We start from the raw sequence: 19,295 nt of genomic DNA on the forward strand, positions 1-19,295 counted from the left end.
CAGCCTCCTTTTCAGAAGGCTGGCTCATCATGAAATCACCTGTAACAAGCCAAAACCATGCGGTTATGAGTCCGCCGTTTTGGATTCTGCCAGTAGTTTCTGGACGGCTTTGCCAAACGCAGAAGAACCTGCTTTAGCCGTATATCTGACGTGCAGAATGACATCGGTCAAGCTGTCAAGATTTTGTGTCTGGTTAGTGAAGGCGAATGTCCAGCTTGATTCGACGCCAGATCCTTCAAATGGTAAGAAACGTTCATCATCAAAATTCAGTGTGAACATGCCGCTGTCATTCATACCACTGGACAGAGAGATCTGCTGGTTAGGATGGATGCTACGTACCCAATAGGGAGAATCAGCACTAAGACCATTTTTCAGGACTTTTTCCATGACCTGAACATCGGCTTTTACCATGCGGGCATTGACGCCCAACGATAACTGCGCACAAATATCTTCATAAGGCCCCACCAGCATAGGAAGGGAAACTGAGACAGATTTAATTCGACGATGAGAAAGATTGGGATAATCCTTTGCAAAATCGGCTTCTTGTAAGTTGAAAGTGATTGCTGAATGTTGTTTCAGCGTCTCCAGGTCTTTATCCCACATCTCTTTTCGAAGTTCTTTCAGGGAGATGGTCTTAGTAATTTCTTGCAAACGTGAATTCTGTTCAATGTAGGTACGTTCCATTCTCTGCAAAGCCAATTTCAGGGTTTCACCAGACATCAGCCCCTGATAAAAATCATTCCAACTGCTGCCTTCAATAAAGGTTTGCTCTGAATCCAGTTCATACTGCAATGAGGCTTCCGCGGAAAGACACAGTGATGAAACGGCATCATAAGCTTGCAGATATAAGTTTGACAGTTGGCTTATCATCCATGTGTACAGGCTTTCATTAGTAAAACGACTGGAGAAATAATCCAACAATTCCAATGACTTTTGTTGTTCAGCTGCAATCTGTACCAACCGTTTATTCGCAGCCTCAACTTGCAAGTTTTGCACATTAATTTGTTGATCAATAGAGTTCACTTCCCATTCCGCCTGTTTGTACTGTATTTCCCACTCTTGACGGCGACGGCGATATGATTCCGATACACTCAAACTGTCAGCTTTGATACTGTCAGACTGATGTTTGATCATAATGATTTCGGCTGCGGCATTTAATGCTGCCCCCCAGCGCGATCCCCCTACTGCCAACCCATAAATGTTAGGCAACATATCCAATGCCGCTGCACCAGTACGCAATGTTTGAGCGGCCAGTAAAGCAGAAGCCGATTGGGATTGAAGTTCAATTATCTGTTGTTCTGTTGGTGAAATATTTTCGTCATGCAGTGATTTGAAATGTTCATATCGATCCTGTGCGGCTTTCTTACTGATTTGCAACGCTTCCAGGCTAGCCTGATTAATATTGATTTCCTGCTGTTGCAGATCTATTGAAAAGCGGTACAGATCACTGTTCTGGAGCATTTGGTATTTTTCAAAACTCAGGCTTTCCTTGCGTTCCAGCAGACTCAATAAGGTGCTGCCAAACTGGATCAATGTATCAACCCCACCTTTGGCACGAGCCAGCATTGGTTCAAAACGGTAATTGGGAGGATTGAAATTCATTCGGCTGGCATTACGCGCTGTCACGACACGTTGGTAACGCAGATTCATCAGGCCCTGTGGAGAGATTTTTTCATCATACAACGCCATGTTAATCTCTTTACCATCCAACGTAAGGTTATGCCGCAAATTGTAAATCCGGTTTTCAAGGCGATCCCAAAGCGCGGTCAGATCGCTGTTGATCGGTTTCATAAACAGATCATTGTCAATGGCACGGATAGTGTTGTCGTGCACAACCGGAATGTACGGCAACGGCTGGCTTTGCATCTCCAATTGGCGTAGTTCACTGTTATCGTATTGGTAAAGCGCATCTTCCAATGTCAGTGGCTGCCAATAACTGGCTAATTGCACATCAGGGCGCCGGCCAAGCAGCGAACTGGCCGTGGCATAACTCAGACGGGCAATGGTTCTTGCCGTAGGCTGGAGTTTTCGATACTCCATATCACCTTGATCAATGAGGTTTCTGACCAGGAAATAGAAAATCGCCTTGCGGTAGTGGATCGGTTCGCCAGAGGCAATAGCATCAGGATCACTGGGTTGCATCAAACTGTAAGTCTCTTTGGGATCATCAAGCAATGGACGACTGTTCCAGTAACGTGGTTTTCCCTGTTTCAATGCAGGTTCATCTTCATTTTCATATGGATCAAAGAGGTATTTAATCCAGCGACTGGCTTCTTCAAAACGCTGTTCAACATTAAATCGCCATGCCACCAGAAACGGCATATGGAAGAACAATTCCCAGAAATAGATACCGTTCGCTCCTTCCAGATCAATCGGTACTGAACCGCCGCCAGAGATGGATTCTTCATGCAGGTTTTGAGTTTCCCAACTCAATACTAGTTCCAGCTTTTTGCTTGCTTTACTAATGAGTTCCTTAGCAAACAACGTATTTAAGCGAGTCTGCTTACCGGAATACCAAACGGGTTTTGATTGATTGTCAGGGAATTGCAAATATTGAGTCTGTTTACTCTGTTTGATCTGGAATTTTTCCCGCAACAATTTACCAACACTTAGCGTGACCTTAATTCTGCCACCAATATCGTCACCATCTTCTTTCGGCAAGCTGAAACCAGTAACAACAATGATATCTTTCAGGTCATCACTGTTACACCGTTTCACGCGGGCATGAAGCTCGATGTTACCTTTTTCAAAATCTTCTTTGGTCAGGGACTTATATTCAAGCCAACATCGGTTACCGTTTTTATCCTGCAGCCAGATGCAATACAAAATATTTTTACTCTTACTGAAATCGTATTTGTAGGTTGAAGTAGAGGTCAGATACATATCCAGTGTATCTTCCACATAATCTGCACTGAGCTTGAAATTTTCCTTATTGCCCAGTTTGCCCTCAAATGTCGTTTCTCCTTCAATTGGCCATTTTCTATTGATGTTAACGGGATAGAGGATGAGCTGATTGAATTCTTCCATTCCCCCATTATCGGGTTCACGGAAGAAAAACCAAACCAGCTTATTACCATAATCATCCTGGTCAGAGAGATGCGTTGTTGAAGGAGGAAGATCTGAAGAAGCCATCAGCATATTGTCACAGATATAACTGAATACTTCGTCATAATCATAAGGCCCGTTCTTATCTTCACCATGAAGACGGGTAAAGGCTACCAGCGCCAAACGCTCTTCTTTTCCTGTCCGGTCAAGCACAGCGATCATTTTATCCATAGCGTGAGCCAACACTTCTTCGCGAACTGTTGTGCCGCTGCTCCATGTACCATCGAACCCCAGATGCGCTATATTGAGCTTGGTGCGGTAACGAATTGCTGTGCTCTCTTTATCATCTTTCTCTTCTGAAACCTCAAACCAGCCAATATAGAGGCGATTATTCATAATCACCGGACGAACAATACCGTTGCGGGCATTTTCCAATGGCACACTGATAGGTTTCCACTCACTCCAGGCTGTCGGATACAGCTCATTGGTCGCAGTGTTACGCTGCATCATATCCAGTGAGCGCCAGAAGTAACGATAAGGTTGGGTGCGGGTTCTGGCAATGAAATAGGTTTTATCGTTGGCAACGTCTACGCCATCTTCATAACCGGAAAGGACTTCCAGATTACTCACTTCTTCAAACTGATTCAGATAACCAAGAACTGCTTTTTGTGCCGCATCATCAGTCAATTTTCCCTGATTTAATGCACTTTCCAGTTGAAAGAAAAATTCTGTTTTTGTCAGGCGCAGAGTCGGATCAACATAAATTTCAGGATATAGCCTGAGTTGCTGGTTGGCTGACCAATAACCATAACGGTTGGCAAACTCCTGCCAATCGGCGATCTCTTCCTGAGTCATGGCAAGGCCCGACTCCAAATTGAGCATAATGCGATTAATATATTGTTGTACCGATTGAGTAACATAGGACAAACGTGAAGTGGTCACTTTTGAAGAAACTTGTGTATCCAACAACAGATAATCATAAAGATCATCAACATTCTTGATTTTCTCACGATCACGCTGGAAATCTGCCCCTTTGGGAACAATTTGCCCAAGATAATAATCGACCAGAGCATCACGCAAATCTTCTTGTAATTTTGCTTCAATGGAATTAGACATTCTCAATATCTCCTTGCGCTTTTAAGGCCGCCATAACCGCTTCACCAACGCTCTGGTAGAGGTTGAAATCAGTGCTGATTGTTAATTCGCTGGCATCCCATAAGGTTTTCACTGACAGGTTTGTACTGGTTGCAAGTTGCTGCAATCTGCGTAACCAGTCGATATGGAGTAGATTTTGTGCCTGTGGAGGAGTTAATGCTCGCAAAGTACAAGCCAGATAGATTTCATTGGCATCCCATCCCAAAATATCGGCAAGAATATCTGCACATGTTTCACTGTGATCATCAATGCCATTTCTGGCTGTTTTTCTATTGGGTTGTGACTGATTGGATTGTAGCTGATTGGTATGATCCTCATTCGCATAAGTGAAATAATCATACAACTTGTCTTCGTTCTGATTGGCGCTGCTCACCAAATCTTGATAACGAGTCAAAGAATATATTTCATCCAATGACAATGAGTTTGAGGTTTTGTTATTTAACACACCAAGCCATTCTGGTTTTGTCAGGCGCAGTAACAGCAAGTTTTTATTGATTTTTAACGTGTTGATGATTTGAGTATAAATAAGCAGGCTATAGGTTAAATCGGTAAATTGGCTACTGAGATCCGCTGCGGTTTCCGGTACTCCCGCTAGGATCATATTCAAAACTTGATAAACATTACTGCCTAACCAGCAAAGCTGTAAGGGAACCAGGCTCTTTTCCACGCCATATTCCGCTGCAATCGCACTGGATAGCAGATTATCCTGTGCATTTTTGGCCTGAATCAAGAGTTGGGCCACAATATTAATAGCATTATCTGAAACCGCTCCCTCTTCAGTAAACAATGCTTTGACCTTTTCCCTGATTTGATTTTCCTCTGTTTTGTTCCACTCTGGTGGAATATCTAATACCAACCCTTGCTGATTAAGTAGTCCATGTTCCCCTGTCAGTAATGTCCACCAGTCGATTCCAACCAGCTCTGGACGGATAAAATCTGACGATGATAAAAGTACATTTTCAGATAACCCGGCAGCAATACCTTTAAAGAAAGTGACCATGCTATCAGTAGGCACAACAGGCAATACTGTTTTACCCAGCATCAGGGAAAGTTTTGCCGCCGTCATTTTGCTTTTCACCAACCAGGCACTCATAATCTCCATTTTCATGATGAAGATAAGAAGATTGTTCTGTTCCGCACTGTTGGCAGAAGTATTAGTCAGAGGGAAAACAGGTGGCTTAGCCAGATAACCGTGGTCATTCGTCAGAATATCAGCAAGAATCAACCCATCTTCTGTGGAAAGACCAAAGGTGCGAGGAATACTAACTAAACGGTAGAGGCTTGAGACAACATCAAGATTACGCTTTAATCTTCCAGGCATCGCAGACTGTATTGGCGTATACACATTTTCAACAAGCGGGGCAATCAGTTGGAACGTCACCGAAGAAATGCCCAACCCTGCACAAAGTTGTTTGATCGTTTTGGCATCATCTCCTTGAGTTGCCATATAATTGAATTCTGTATTATCCAGTACTAACGGTTGATCAAACAGTTTTGTCTGATTGAAGAGCTGGTCAAAGAATGGCACGTTATCGCTGATTGAAAATGGTGTCACCTGATATAGCCAACTGGCAAACATTTCCGCTGTCACTTTATATTGAACGTTCAGATGCCGGAATAGTCCTAATAATTTCAATATATTATCCGTAATTCTCATGTCCAGATTATTGGTTTCAGCTTTTATGCCAGAAGCCAGCAAGAGATCAAGCTGATGGTAAGGTAAGTCAAACCAACGCTGTAAACGGATAAAACGATTTAACCTGTCATAACGGAATTGTGATACTGCCTTAATTTCTCGCCCATCATCTGTTCGGATAATTTCCAGCGCATCACGCTGCCCGGCATTGATATAAACACCACCATAATGATAAGGTGCGGGAAAAGTCGCCGAAGTTTGTTCACTACTGAAAATCGTATTAGAGAAGTGAACATGCGGGGAAACAATTGGCCGATATTTGCCACTGCTAAACAGATTTTCAAGTTCAGTAACTTTGGTATTAGTTTGATCACCAAAAACAGTCAATTGCTTGAGCTGGACACTTTGCCCTTCCGACAGGCCATAATTATTTTCAAAAAAATCATTGGATTGTGGTGATAATTCGGAAGATGGTGTACCAGACTTAGCAATCGCTAACCGATAACTCATAGCCCGAAATACAACTCCATCTATTTGATCGACAACTTGTCCAATTCGTTGATTATTTTCTGCTGGAATAGCTGCGTAAATGGTCATATTGGCAAAATATGGCCCTTCATCCAGATTACCGATATCAGGGTTATCACTTTCCAGATAGGTCAGTTTTAACTGTCGGCTGAAAGGTGGAGAGTTATCAAACGGCACCATTCTTGCCTTGATGCGATAGTAAGTTAAAACGTTTTCTGCCCGCAGTTTAATTGTGATGGTTTTACCTGCCTGATTTTTGCAGGTGATGGAAATGGTGTCATAAGCATTGGGAGAATTTTCAACTAATTTCGTTGGCCCGTTTATACCTTCCTCTTGAGCAACAATATAAGCGTGCCGTGAAATATCTTTTTCAGGCACCAGCTCTGTAGTACTGCCACTGTAGTAAGACTTCATCAATTGGTCACGTGACAGTAAATTTTCAGAAAAATGAGCAGGTTCAGTTAATATCTCAATTTGTTCATTACTCAATTGTGTATAGGCCAGCAAAGTCTGATGGTTTTTTGCAGTTCCTGTACTCCACGGAAATTGTGTGTCTACTTGCTGGATCACGGCGCCTAATTCAGTGTTATTTTCTGCTAATCCTCTATTGATTTGTTGAGTGGCTAAATTATAGGGCAACGTAAAGGGGAAGCGGGTTTCTCCCAACACCTGATTAACGGGCTTAGTGGCTTCTCCAGTCTGGTCAATATATTTTCTGGCACTTTCAGACAACACATTATTCACGATAGTCAGGGCGCGCACCTCTTTATAAAGTGCCTCACTGTCCAACATCAACTGCGAGATATCTTCCCGTCTTGTTGCCAGTACTCTTGCCTGATTAGTGCCATCGACTTCGATTTGCTGAACAAATTTATAAAGATCAAGTAAGTAATTCGCTGGACTATCAAGGGATTCAATAGCATCTGGCTGACAAAAATTATCCCACGGTTCCGGGAACAGGCTGCTATAGTCTGGTAGTTTTCCAACTTGTCCGCCAGCATCCTGATACTCTGCGCCTGAAATTCGGAATGATGCTTTTTCCCTATCATGTTGCCTGAGTGAATTTTGCCGATAATGCTGAACCAATTGGTTAGCCATACTCACCGCTTTGTCAAAGATAATCTCAGCATGACCGGTCAAAGACTGGTTATGTCGTTTAACAAAACGCTGCTTTGACACACTGACAATATCGAAAATAGAGTGATAGCCTAAATTTTTAAGTGCATCAACCAATGAAAATGTCGTGGATGAATATTCTTCTTGTGGAAATGTGCTTTTTTTTGTTAGTGCTAAATTAGATAAAGGTATTTCTGCCGCCACCGCTAATAATGGTGAAACTTTTTTCATATTCTGCGGCCCGTCAGAATAATCACGATTCTTACTCATTTTTATTATCCCATTTCAGTGATTCGGTCATACTCAGCAAACAGTTATCAATTAAATAACCATCTGAACATGATATTGAGAATTAAACACAATCCTTGCATTGTGGCTCTTTGGGTTTATCGTAAGAAGGGAGATTATCGTCATCAAAATAAAATGGTGACATATCAATAATCTGATGCTTAACTTTACGTCCCAAACCTTCGTGAGCTGCGTTGGTTAATAAGCCATTATCCTGATCACCAGACCAAATAAATAAGCCACCTAATCCTTTTTCTTTGACATAACGGGCTTTTTCTCTGACAGAGCGGGGCGTGTCCAATGACATAAAGACTTGCAGCTTTTCGTTATAAAGGTAATCTGCCTGTGCTATTTCATCGTGGATAATTTCATAGCCATTACGGCCTATGCCATTTTCGAAATCAACATAGTTATAAATAACGTCTGTCCACTCAATAACTGCGGATTCGAAACTGCCTACAACATTACCGCTTCCGGTATAAGTGCCTTGCAGTGGACTTTGATTGTTAATAGTTGCACCTTTCGCATTACGTGTATAACCCGAATAACCGATAAAAATCTTTTCCTCATCAATACCAAGTTTAATTAAATGCTGGACAGCATCATCAACGGAATATTTGGAATACTTATCATCTTTATTTCGATACAGGTTGGTATGGTGAGAAAGTTGACCATCACCTAAAGTAAAAAAGTCATAAGTCATCAAATTAATACCAGTGACTCCTGCGGCTATTAATTCAGGAATATGGGCATCATCAATTTTTTCCGGATCGCCGGAAGCCGCAATACTAATCCCTTTTAAATTAGAAATATTGGCAGCCTTTATTTCTTCAATTAGTTTTTTATAATAAATATAATCATCTTTATCAAACTGATTTCCCATTCCCGCAGAGCCGGGATATTCCCAGTCAATATCGATATGATTGAACATTGGGAAACGATTGAATAGATCTTTCAGCCCCTCAACAAACTGTTTACGGTGGATATCATCGCGGCAGATATCATAAAAAGCACCACTCATTGACCAGCCACCAATACTGACGGAAATCTCCAGATTAGGGTCAGTTTTTTTCAGTTCACGGAAGCCACCCAGTAATCCTTTGGCTTTTTCCTGGTCATAGAGATCCTTCGCGACGATGCCTCCGGCCCCTTCTTTAAAACCACAGTTGAAAAATGAACTGACATCTGCCCACGGGTCGATTGGGATCGGCCAACCCGTGTAACTTTCGGGAATATTATCCTTATCTGAACCAAATCCCCAAATTGCAGCAGCCGATAAAATAGTATCCTTTTTTGGCCCTTTATCACCAATGATGCCAACAAAGCTGAATATCAGTTTTTTAAAGGGGCTACCATTGGTTGCATCACCTTTAACGCGAGTTAAATCAGCGCCACGACCGCCCTGATTTTTTAATACCTCATCTGGAGGCGATGGTTCTACCGCTCTGGCATCGTATTGCGCCCAATCAGTAAAATAACACGCGATACTGAAATCATCGTTATCCTCATAAGTATTAAACACGGTCTTGGCCATACGAGTAGAAGTGTAGGTCAAGATATCCGTGCTCGCGGCGGGATCATAATTGTTGAGGGCATAGGTTTTTTGCGTTGCCTCTTTGCCATAACCTTTAAGAGCACCTTCATGTTGATATCCAGGATCAACACTATACACAAGATTACTTTCTGTATTCTTTTCAGTTTTATCCATTTTATACCTCATTATTATTACATTGCTGCTAATAAACAGAAGATCCTTTATGTAATTTGAATATTAAAAATAATTAACCTGAATCCAGATTAAGAATATTCTTGCTAAAAAATATACTTATCAACCGTACTACAAATGAAAGACGCCTGTCTAGCTTTCAAATTTAATATCATTATTAATATTAAATTATTTTTGCAATATTTACAGTCTATTTCATTAGGTTCTTAATTTTCTTAATGTAATATCGCATTATTGGTATACAAGGATATCCTTCATTTTAAAATTGCCGCATTGCAAGTTTGTGGATATATCTAATAAGAGGAAGTAAATTATATTTAATAATATATCCCCATCCAGAGGTAGTTCATATCAAAATTAATTACTATTTTTGTATGTACTATATAAATATTGAAAGAGATATATTTTTTAAATAACCAGGTCAGATATTATTTAGAAGATACCAATAACAGGATATGTCCGAATTAACAATTTTATAAAGAGAGAATTAAAATGCGATTTTGAGTTAGTTCCAGATGAAATGAAAAAACAGCTTTAATGTAAAAAGTCTGAGAATTGATTATTTCTATAATAAGGTGATCACCGTAGTGATCACTTATATTTATTATTATGCAGAAAACTTCACTGCCAGTACTATCTTGTACCACCAATCGTCGCTGTCATTCTTATCTGACGGTTATCGGTAATTTCAAGATTAGAAAGTACAACCAATCTGGGCAGCACACGGCACAGAAAACGAGACAGTAATGGACGCAGTGCGTGGTTGACCAACAGCACTGGCGGTGCACCGAGCATTTCCTGACGCTCCAGTGCTTCTGCCGCTTGACGTTCCAGACTTTCAGCCAGTCCCGGCTCCAGTCCACCACCACCCTGCAATGCCTGAAGCAGAATACGTTCAAGGTTCGCATCTAAACCAATCACTTTAATTTCATCCGCACCGGGGAACCATTGTTGAGCAATCGCCCGACCAAGAGCAATACGGATAATGGCAGTCAGTTCATAAGGATCTGTCTGTACCGATGCATGTTCAGCCAGTGTTTCAATAATGGTGCGCATGTCACGGATCGGTACTTGCTCCGCCAACAGGCTTTGCAGAACTTTATGTAATGTGGTCAAGCTGACGACATCAGGAATAAAGTCTTCTGTCAGCTTCGGCATTTCCTGACTGACGCGCTCAAACAGTTGCTGTGCTTCCTGTCTGCCAAATAGTTCACTAGAGTGCTGAGACAACAAATGGTTCAGATGAGTTGCCACAACAGTACTTGCCGCTACAACGGTATAACCCTGTACCTGTGCCTGTTCCCTTAAACTGTCATCAATCCAGACAGCCGGCAGTCCGAAAGCCGGATCTTGAGTCAGATCACCCTGCAATTCACCTACTGCACCGCCCGGATTAATCGCCAGCCAACGTCCGGGATGAGCTTCACCACGGCCAATCTCTACTCCTTTCATCATGATACGGTAGCTGGCTGGTGCCAATTCAAGGTTGTCACGGATATGAACAACGGGTGGCAAATAGCCCACTTCCTGTGCGAATTTTTTACGAATACCGCTAATACGCCCAAGCAGCTCGCCATTCTGACGAAAATCTACCATCGGGATTAACCGATAACCGACTTCCATGCCCAATAGATCTTCCAGTTGCACATCAGACCATGAAGCTTCTGCGGTTTGTTGTTGTTCTTCTACCGCTTTCATCTCTTCGTGTTGTACCGTAAATGGATCTTTATCCTTACGAAGCAGGAAGTACCCTACTCCCGCCAATGCCACGGTAAACAACAGAAAAACAAAGTTAGGCATTCCCGGCACTAAACCAAGCAGACCCAATACACCAGCACTCAACATCATAACCTTAGGGTTGTTAAAAAGCTGGGTCACCATTTGCTGGCCGACATCTTCATCGGTTGCGACACGGGTTACGATAACACCCGCTGCCGTAGAGATAATCAACGCCGGTAACTGAGCAACCAAACCATCACCGATGGTTAGCAATGTATAGGCTTCTGCCGCATCATCCAAACTCAACCCATGTTGGACAACACCGACAATCAAACCTCCAACGATGTTGATCACCAGGATCATCAAGCCGGCAATGGCATCGCCGCGCACGAATTTACTCGCCCCATCCATCGAACCGTAGAAGTCTGCTTCTTGTGTGACTTCAGCGCGCCGTTTCTTGGCTTCATCTTCGCCTATCAATCCGGCATTCAAATCGGCATCAATTGCCATCTGTTTACCGGGCATCCCATCCAGTACAAAGCGTGCGCCGACTTCAGCGATACGTCCTGCACCTTTGGTGATCACCATAAAGTTAATCAGAATCAAGATAACAAAGACAACGATACCAATGGCAAAATTACCACCGACAAGGAAGTGACCGAAAGCTTCTACGACTTGTCCTGCCGCTGCCGTTCCTGTATGCCCCTCCATCAGAATGATACGCGTAGATGCGACATTCAGTGACAGACGCAGCAATGTTGAAAACAGCAAAATCGTCGGAAAGGCCGCAAAATCCAGCGTCCGACGAGTGAACATCGCCACCAGCAAAACCATGATGGAAAGTGCGATATTAAAAGTGAACAGTAGATCAAGCAGGAATGGTGGTAACGGCAGTACCATCATTGACAAGATCATGAGGATGAGTACAGGCCCCGCAAGCATTTGCCACTGGGAGCCTTTTATATTCCCCGGTAAACGGAACAATGAGGCCAGATTAGCCATGACGATTATTCTCTCCAGCAAAATCCAGTGCTGGCGGCACTGGCAGATTTTCAGGTGATTTTGGTTTCAGGCCACCTTCCCGTTTCCAACGTTTCAATTGGTAAACCCAGGCAAGCACTTCAGCAACGGCAGCATAAAGTGCCGCCGGAATAAAGCCGCCCACTTCAGCATGGCGAAACAACGCTCGTGCTAATGGAGGGGCTTCCAACAGTGGAATGCGATTTTCCGCACCAATTTCTTTAATACGTAAAGCAATGAGTCCCGCTCCTTTCGCCAATACTTTAGGTGCACTCATTTTTTTACTGTCATACTGTAAAGCAACGGCATAGTGGGTCGGGTTAGTGACAATAACATCCGCTTTTGGCACATCCGCTATCATCCGCTTACGTGCAGCCGCACGCTGTTGTTGGCGAATTCGCGCCTTTACATGTGGATCTCCTTCTTGTTCCTTAAATTCATCCTTGATCTCCTGACGGGTCATTTTCAATTTTTTCAGATGGCTGCGGATCTGATAAAACACATCAAACGCCACCATCGGTATTAACATAAACAAGACAACGTAGCCTGCAAAAATCAACATCAGCATGGCATCACTCAATGCCACCAAGGGTGTTTGGGTAGTCAGGTTTAGCATGGCAGGCCAATTCTCCCAGATAAACAGGGCTGCTCCCCCTCCTACCATTGATGCTTTCAAGATGGCCTTGAACAGTTCCGCCAATGCGTTCATAGAGAAAATTTTCTTCAGGCCAGCAACCGGATCCAGTTTCGCCAGATCAAATTTGATGGATTTTGAGCTGAATATCAGCCCCCCCATCAATGTCGGCGCACTCAAGGCAATCAGAACCAAGCCAATAAACACAGGTAACAACGCCCAGACTGCCTGTTTTAATAAACGGCCAACCTGCTGTACCATCTGCTTATCATTACTGACCATGTTATGGTCAAAGTTGAATCCTTCGAATACCATCAATGAAAGTTCGTGAGTGATCGACTGTCCGCTCATCCAAAGTAGACTGACGCCTCCCGTTAACATCAGGATAGAGGTGAGTTCCTTTGAACGCGCTATCTGCCCCTCTTTACGCGCTTTTTCCCGTTTATGGGACGTGGGTTCTTCAGTTTTTTCGAGATCGCTATCTTCAGCCACGGCTTTCCTTGGTGAGCATTTGTTATTACACGCAGGAAATTTGCCCTCAACAAACCTCAGCAAAGGACAAATAAAATTGTGCTAAGCATGACAAAAGCCAGGAAATTCAATGGCAGGAACACTGCAAAATTTGCAGGGATATTTGCGGCATTATACCCGATGGGTTTCAAGATACCGCAACTTGAAAAACAACGGATATATGAGATTTATGCCTTACTGGAAGTATAACGCCGCCCCCATACCAGAATGATGACCAATACTGTTAGCGGCAAGCCGTGGAAAAAAATGATAACGCTGGACGGCGGCAACCAACAGCATTCCTATTCCAAAACCGGTCATCTGTAATAGAGTCAGCAAACTGAAAATGGGCAATCGCAGACTTTCCGGTTCACTTTGCGCACGGGATATCAGACTAACTTCCGCAATTCCATCACCAATTCCTGCCCATACTGCAAACTTTTATTAAACGTTCACCTAAAATGGCAATATCTGTAGCAATAATATGTTGCATTATAAGATGAGTAATAAAAGTTTCCTCCGAATAATGAAACCGGAGGAGCAATGAGCAGATTTTCTAATACCGTATTATCTTTTTCTGTCAGAATAAGTTTTTCATTTATTAATACCGGATAGACAGTATCCTGGGTAATTAGACATTCGACAGTATCTTCAATACTTTGGATATATTCTTCCAGTAACATACGTTGCCCCGGCTGGTTCAGGTATTCTGTGCCTTCAGGAGTAGAATATGTTTGAATATTTCCAAGAAAATCCACTACGGCTGAGTGCTTATAGTGAGCTGTGAATGTTTGGTAATGAGCTTGCAATTCAAACCAGTTATAACACTTTTTAATAAAAGCTGAGCATGCCCCAAAAGGCAGTTTTGCCATCACCGGATGACCAATTCTATTGGCTTGCTTATATAACTCCTTTTCACTATTACATAGTGCATGGCGTATTGTTCTAATTCCATGCGTTTGTATTGCCTGACGCATAAGGAATTTGTTGTTGCAGGTAGCAATGGAGGCGGGAGAAGTATAAGGCAATCCAATTTTTTGACATATTTCGGCAACAATACAACCCATTTGCCCGCTGGCAGAAGCATGCCCTGCGTGACAAAAAATAGCGCACAAATTATAAGATTGCTGCAAACCGGTAACGCAATCTTGCAAAGATTCAAACGATAATGATTCCAATAAGAAAACTTCATCACTATCAGTAAAAAGTCGTTCTGTATTCTGGCGTCTTTTACGCGCTACAGTCAGACAAAAAAATCCCATCTTTTTTGCTGCCAACGCCAATCAACCCAATTTTCAGTAGAATCAACCAGAATCTGCTGTAAATGAGGTACTACATCGCTATTATTTATTGTCGTTCCTCATAATTATTATTTTACTAATAATATATACCCCTTCATAAATAACATGTTCCCATATCCCAATCCGTGCGTTCAGGACGATAACGCTCTGCTTGAGACATGGAAACTATTCCAATTTATATTGGTTTAATAATTATTAATCTATTTTCATTGCGGTTTTAATCTCAACACTACTTGCCTTAATCTCAATGCTATCCGCATTAACATCATAGATATGGTCTTTCGTCAGGCGATACACAACCGGACTTAACAGCGCAATCGCAATTAAGTTAGGGATAGCCATCATGGCATTGAGTGTATCTGCCAGTAACCAGACAAAGTTCAGTGATTGAGTTGCGCCAATCGGTAACGCAATGATCCAAATAATACGGAAAGGAATAATGGCTTTTGTTCCCAGTAAATACTGAATACATTTTTCACCATAGAAGCTCCATCCTAAGATAGTTGTAAAAGCAAAGATTGCCAGTGCGATTGCAACAACGTAATGGCCTCCCGGAATAACTGACGAGAAAGCAGCCGCTGTTAATGTTGCTCCTGTCTGGCCTGTCAACCAACCGCCAGTAATAACGATGGTCAACCCGGTAATGGAACATACCACAATGGTATCAATGAAAGTCCCCAACATGGCAATTAAACCCTGGCGGATCGGGTTTTGGGTTTTCGCTGTAGCGTGAGCAATAGGAGCACTACCCATACCTGCTTCGTTAGAAAACACACCACGGGCAATACCAAAACGGATTGCAGCCCAGACTGCTGCTCCAGCAAATCCTCCTTGTGCTGCAACAGGAGTGAAAGCGGATTTGATAATCAAGGCAAACGCATCTGGAATAGCACTCACATTGAGTCCTAAAACGACCATACCGGCCCCCAGATAACCTACAGTCATAACAGGCACCAGTTTACCTGCAACATCAGAAATCCGTTTGATACCACCAATCAATACCGCACCAACCAGAAGAACCAGTGCCGCCGCAGTTATAGTTTTATCAACACCAAAGCTACTTTGCAGTACTTCAGAAACTGAGTTGGCTTGTACCGTATTACCAATGCCAAAGCCAGCTATACTTCCGAAGAAAGCAAATAATGTTCCCAGCCATACCCATTTTTCCCCCAATCCATTTTTAATATAGTACATGGGGCCACCAACATAGTTACCGTTCTTATCTGTTTCACGGTAACGTACTGCCAGCACAGCTTCGGAATATTTAGTTGCCATTCCCACCAACGCAGTCATCCACATCCAGAACAATGCTCCCGGCCCACCCATAACAATCGCCGTTGCAACCCCTGCTATATTCCCTGTGCCTATCGTTGCGGACAATGCGGTCATTAATGCATTAAAAGGGGAAACTTGCCCTTCACCACGTTGTGTATTTTTTTGAAAGAGTAATTTGAACCCTGTCCCTAACTTGCGTATCGGCAAGAAAGACAGGCGGATCTGCATGAAAATACCTATCCCCAGAAGACCAATCAGCATTGGTACTCCCCATACAACCCCGTTTATTGCACCTAACCATTGTGTGATCAGTTCCATATATACCCTCGGAATTCTACGTAACAAGTTAGTAACAAAAATGCTTCAATTAAATAAAAGAATATTTTGAGGAAATAAGAAAGAACTAATTCGACCTTACTGGTAAGAAAACTTAATACTGTGAGTGTGATCACCGACTCTAGTAATATCTTAATAATTTCGCTTATAGCAAATCTTCATGCATCATAAAATCAAAGATAAAAGGCCATTAGGCAAATTTTTATCGTGTGATCTGGCAAATTTGGGGTTTTTTATAACAAAAAAATAGGTATTATTCCCTGACAAATAGTTTCCCATGTAATTAAAGGATTATCCGTGGCAAGAATTGGTTATATCCGAGTGTCAACAAATGATCAAAATAGTGATTTACAAAAAAATGCATTGGTCAGCATTAACTGCGAAATGATTTTTGAAGACAAAATCAGTGGGAAAACCGCCAATCGCCCGGGATTAAAACGTGCGTTAAAGCACCTCAAATCTGGTGATACGCTCGTTGTCTGGAAACTGGATCGCTTGGGGCGCAGTGTAAAAAATCTGGTGACACTCATTTCAGAACTACATGAACGAGGAATTCATTTTCAAAGTCTGACTGACAGTATCGATACCAGCACAGCTATGGGAAGGTTTTTCTTTCATGTAATGAGTGCATTGGCGGAAATGGAACGTGAATTGATTGTTGAAAGAACTAACGCAGGTTTAGCCGCAGCACGGGAACAGGGACGAATTGGCGGGCGGCCTGTCAAATTTACCGAAGAAGACCAGCAACAAGCCGCCAGATTGCTGAGTAAAGGCCACAGCAGAAAACAACTCTCAATTATTTATAATGTATCGCTGTCAACCATTTATAAATATTTGCCGGCGAATTTAACCGTTAGCCTTGCCTCTTCAGAATAAAACGCTGTTCCCAATTACCTATTTTTGCAAAAAATCTTTGATAACCTTTACCCACTCTGCCGGGTTTTCCATCTGTACCGCATGACCACTCTTCACCTCCATGTACAGACTGTTCTTTATACTTTTATGGACTTCACGTGCCAGATAAGGCGGAATCAGCGTATCGTGACTTAGCCCAATAATTAATGTGTCCTTATTTATCCGGGAAAGGTAATTTTTGATGTTTATCGATAATCCCAAAGCTATCCGCCTGTTCGCCTCTTTTTCTGATGGTCTGGCACAAATTTGACGGAGCGTTTCCTGCCCCAATGATGAAATAAATTCAGGGCTGAGAACATGGGAAAGTCCAAAAGCAGTTGCTAAAGTTTGATCGCTGTTTTCCAATTTTAACCAGGTCGTAAACATCAACTGGAAATAGGGATCATCATTTGTGGCCCACGGTGCAGTCAATACCAGCCTATTCACTAACTGAGGATAAGTCGCTGCAACCACTGAGGCAACAACGGCTCCTAAAGATATACCCACTAAATCAACAGGGGTATCACTGCTGTCATTAATGGCTGCTGCTACCTGTTCCACAAGGTACTCGATAGTTAATATCTCTGATGACAACCCGGAATTACCACACCCGGCATAATCAGGAATAATAACTGTCCGATCACCATTAAATGCAGTTTTTATCCCTCCAAAGCTACTATTACCACTGCTATTTGTGCCATGGAGAAACATCACCGGATTTTGATGGTTTGCTTGATTTTCATTAGAGTCTTTACGATAGGAAACAAATGAATCTGCCAAATAGATGACTTTTTCAATCGACTGCACTGTGTTTTCCTTTTATAGGGTCTGAATAATGATATCGTTTTATACATAAAATCAACCAGATAACACTGTGATCTAACCGAAAGTCCGGCATATTGAAAATAACGTTTGGGCAGCCGCCTGACTCGCCCAAACATCAAACTTATTTAAGAATAAATGTTGTTCGTTAAAGTATTATCACTCGTTATCAAAAACCTAAACTATCCAGTAAATCATCAACCTGTTCCTGGTTGGCAATGACGCCGATCCCATTCTGGTTGACCTGAGGGCCATTAAGAAGACTTTCGTTCTCTTTTTTAGTTTTGGCCACCTGGTCAGAAGGCATATTTTCCATTAATACCATGACCAGTTGTTTTTCCAGTTCCTGAATGACTTCCATCATCCGTTTAATTACCTGCCCGGTGAGATCCTGAAAATCTTGGGCCATCATGATCTCAAGCAATTGGGTATTGGTAAATGCAGCATGTTCTGGCACGAGTTTGAGATAATCTCTCGTGTCCGTTACCAAAGAGCGCGCATCAGCCAGTTCTAAATTAGTCGGGTTCGCAAACCACTCATCCCAACGTTGGGTTAAGGATTTTGCCGAGGTTTCCAATTCATTTTGGCGAGGCTGAGCTACTTCAACGCAGTTCAATACCCTTTCAGCCGCCTGTGCTGTCATCTGGACAACGTAATTCAATCGCTCCCTCGCATCAGGGATCGCCTCAGCCGCCTGAGCAATGGTTCGATCCAATCCCAGTTCACGTAGACTATCGCGCAACATTCTTGTTAACTGCCCGATACGACTGATTATTTCACTGGTTGTAACCGCCTCATCTCTCGGCATGACTGGATTTCCACTCATTTTGTCTCCTTAGAGCCCCAATTTTTCAAATATTTTATTGAGCTTTTCTTCCAAAATCGCCGCAGTAAATGGTTTCACAACATAACCACTAGCTCCGGCTTGTGCTGCTGCAATGATGTTTTCTTTTTTTGCTTCTGCCGTCACCATCAGAACTGGCAAAGCAGCCAATTTTTCGTCACTGCGAATTGTTTTCAACAATTCGAGACCATCAATGTTAGGCATGTTCCAGTCAGAAATGACAAAATCAAATTCGGCTGCACGAAGCTTTGCCAGCGCTTCTGCTCCATCCAGTGCCTCATCAACATTATTAAAACCCAGTTCTTTCAACAAATTACGCACAATTCGACGCATGGTTGAAAAGTCATCAACCACCAGAAACCTTAGATCCTTACTTGCCATAAAAACTCCTTGAAATTTTATTCATCCAACAGCATCGTGCTGTAAAAGTTAACAACAATATCCTC

The 19,295-nt window shown here is 42.5% G+C and carries 11 protein-coding genes and 1 pseudogene; 1 reads left to right on the forward strand and 11 read right to left on the reverse strand.

What is annotated here, in order from left to right; genetic code table 11:
* Nucleotides 1-63: 63 nt before the first annotated feature.
* The 8 genes and pseudogenes from HGO23_RS11965 to HGO23_RS12000 form a co-directional block, all read right to left on the reverse strand.
* Entirely contained in the window at nt 64-4,161 is a 4,098-nt protein-coding gene (locus HGO23_RS11965) for a Tc toxin subunit A-related protein (protein ID WP_209026744.1), read from the reverse strand.
* On the reverse strand, nt 4,154-7,750 hold the full coding sequence (locus HGO23_RS11970; RefSeq protein WP_209026745.1) for a Tc toxin subunit A: 3,597 nt from the start codon (nt 7,748-7,750) through the stop codon (nt 4,154-4,156). Before HGO23_RS11970 ends, HGO23_RS11965 begins: the two co-directional genes overlap by 8 nt.
* A gap of 82 nt (nt 7,751-7,832) precedes the next feature.
* A complete protein-coding gene (locus HGO23_RS11975) occupies nt 7,833-9,476 on the reverse strand; it encodes a glycosyl hydrolase family 18 protein (RefSeq protein WP_209026746.1) in 1,644 nt (547 codons plus the stop codon).
* Nucleotides 9,477-10,127: 651 nt separating this feature from the next.
* Nucleotides 10,128-12,278 (reverse strand): annotated as a pseudogene (gene flhA, locus HGO23_RS11980) (flagellar biosynthesis protein FlhA); the annotation flags it as partial.
* Nucleotides 12,208-13,359 (reverse strand): flagellar biosynthesis protein FlhB, encoded by a 1,152-nt coding sequence (gene flhB, locus HGO23_RS11985; protein ID WP_209026748.1) that lies wholly within the window; start codon nt 13,357-13,359, stop codon nt 12,208-12,210. The gene flhB and the pseudogene flhA, both read right to left, overlap by 71 nt.
* A gap of 213 nt (nt 13,360-13,572) precedes the next feature.
* Nucleotides 13,573-13,731, reverse strand: a complete 159-nt coding sequence (locus tag HGO23_RS19685; RefSeq protein WP_244589844.1) for a hypothetical protein — start codon at nt 13,729-13,731, stop codon at nt 13,573-13,575.
* Between the two features lie 98 nt (nt 13,732-13,829).
* Nucleotides 13,830-14,654: an ATP-grasp domain-containing protein gene (locus HGO23_RS11995; RefSeq protein WP_209026749.1), complete on the reverse strand. Its 825-nt coding sequence runs from the start codon at nt 14,652-14,654 to the stop codon at nt 13,830-13,832.
* A gap of 219 nt (nt 14,655-14,873) precedes the next feature.
* Nucleotides 14,874-16,271, reverse strand: a complete 1,398-nt coding sequence (locus HGO23_RS12000; protein WP_099134850.1) for an alanine/glycine:cation symporter family protein — start codon at nt 16,269-16,271, stop codon at nt 14,874-14,876.
* Nucleotides 16,272-16,586: 315 nt separating this feature from the next.
* On the opposite strand from HGO23_RS12000, the gene HGO23_RS12005 reads away from it, so the two are divergent.
* A complete protein-coding gene (locus HGO23_RS12005; protein WP_209026750.1) occupies nt 16,587-17,165 on the forward strand; it encodes a recombinase family protein in 579 nt (192 codons plus the stop codon).
* A gap of 18 nt (nt 17,166-17,183) precedes the next feature.
* Here the strand turns inward: HGO23_RS12005 and HGO23_RS12010 are convergent, their stop codons facing one another.
* The 3 genes from HGO23_RS12010 to cheY all read right to left on the reverse strand — a co-directional run bounded on the left by HGO23_RS12010 (nt 17,184) and on the right by cheY (nt 19,230).
* A complete protein-coding gene (locus HGO23_RS12010) occupies nt 17,184-17,990 on the reverse strand; it encodes an alpha/beta fold hydrolase (RefSeq protein WP_209026751.1) in 807 nt (268 codons plus the stop codon).
* Between the two features lie 184 nt (nt 17,991-18,174).
* Nucleotides 18,175-18,831 (reverse strand): protein phosphatase CheZ, encoded by a 657-nt coding sequence (gene cheZ / locus HGO23_RS12015; RefSeq protein ID WP_209026752.1) that lies wholly within the window; start codon nt 18,829-18,831, stop codon nt 18,175-18,177.
* A 9-nt stretch (nt 18,832-18,840) separates the two neighbouring features.
* Nucleotides 18,841-19,230 (reverse strand): chemotaxis response regulator CheY, encoded by a 390-nt coding sequence (cheY, locus tag HGO23_RS12020; RefSeq protein WP_099134854.1) that lies wholly within the window; start codon nt 19,228-19,230, stop codon nt 18,841-18,843.
* Nucleotides 19,231-19,295: the final 65 nt, after the last annotated feature.

Source organism: Xenorhabdus budapestensis, from assembly GCF_017743015.1.
Classification (GTDB): Bacteria; Pseudomonadota; Gammaproteobacteria; order Enterobacterales; family Enterobacteriaceae; genus Xenorhabdus; species Xenorhabdus budapestensis.

What these genes read in the sequence shown, in the direction of transcription:
- cheZ (WP_209026752.1), bottom strand. Translation starts at nt 18,831, where the DNA reads ATGAGTGGAAATCCAGTCATGCCGAGAGATGAGGCGGTTACAACCAGT.
- HGO23_RS11965 (WP_209026744.1), bottom strand. Translation starts at nt 4,161, where the DNA reads ATGTCTAATTCCATTGAAGCAAAATTACAAGAAGATTTGCGTGATGCT.
- HGO23_RS12000 (WP_099134850.1), bottom strand. Translation starts at nt 16,271, where the DNA reads ATGGAACTGATCACACAATGGTTAGGTGCAATAAACGGGGTTGTATGG.
- cheY (WP_099134854.1), bottom strand. Translation starts at nt 19,230, where the DNA reads ATGGCAAGTAAGGATCTAAGGTTTCTGGTGGTTGATGACTTTTCAACC.
- HGO23_RS11970 (WP_209026745.1), bottom strand. Translation starts at nt 7,750, where the DNA reads ATGAGTAAGAATCGTGATTATTCTGACGGGCCGCAGAATATGAAAAAA.
- HGO23_RS11975 (WP_209026746.1), bottom strand. Translation starts at nt 9,476, where the DNA reads ATGGATAAAACTGAAAAGAATACAGAAAGTAATCTTGTGTATAGTGTT.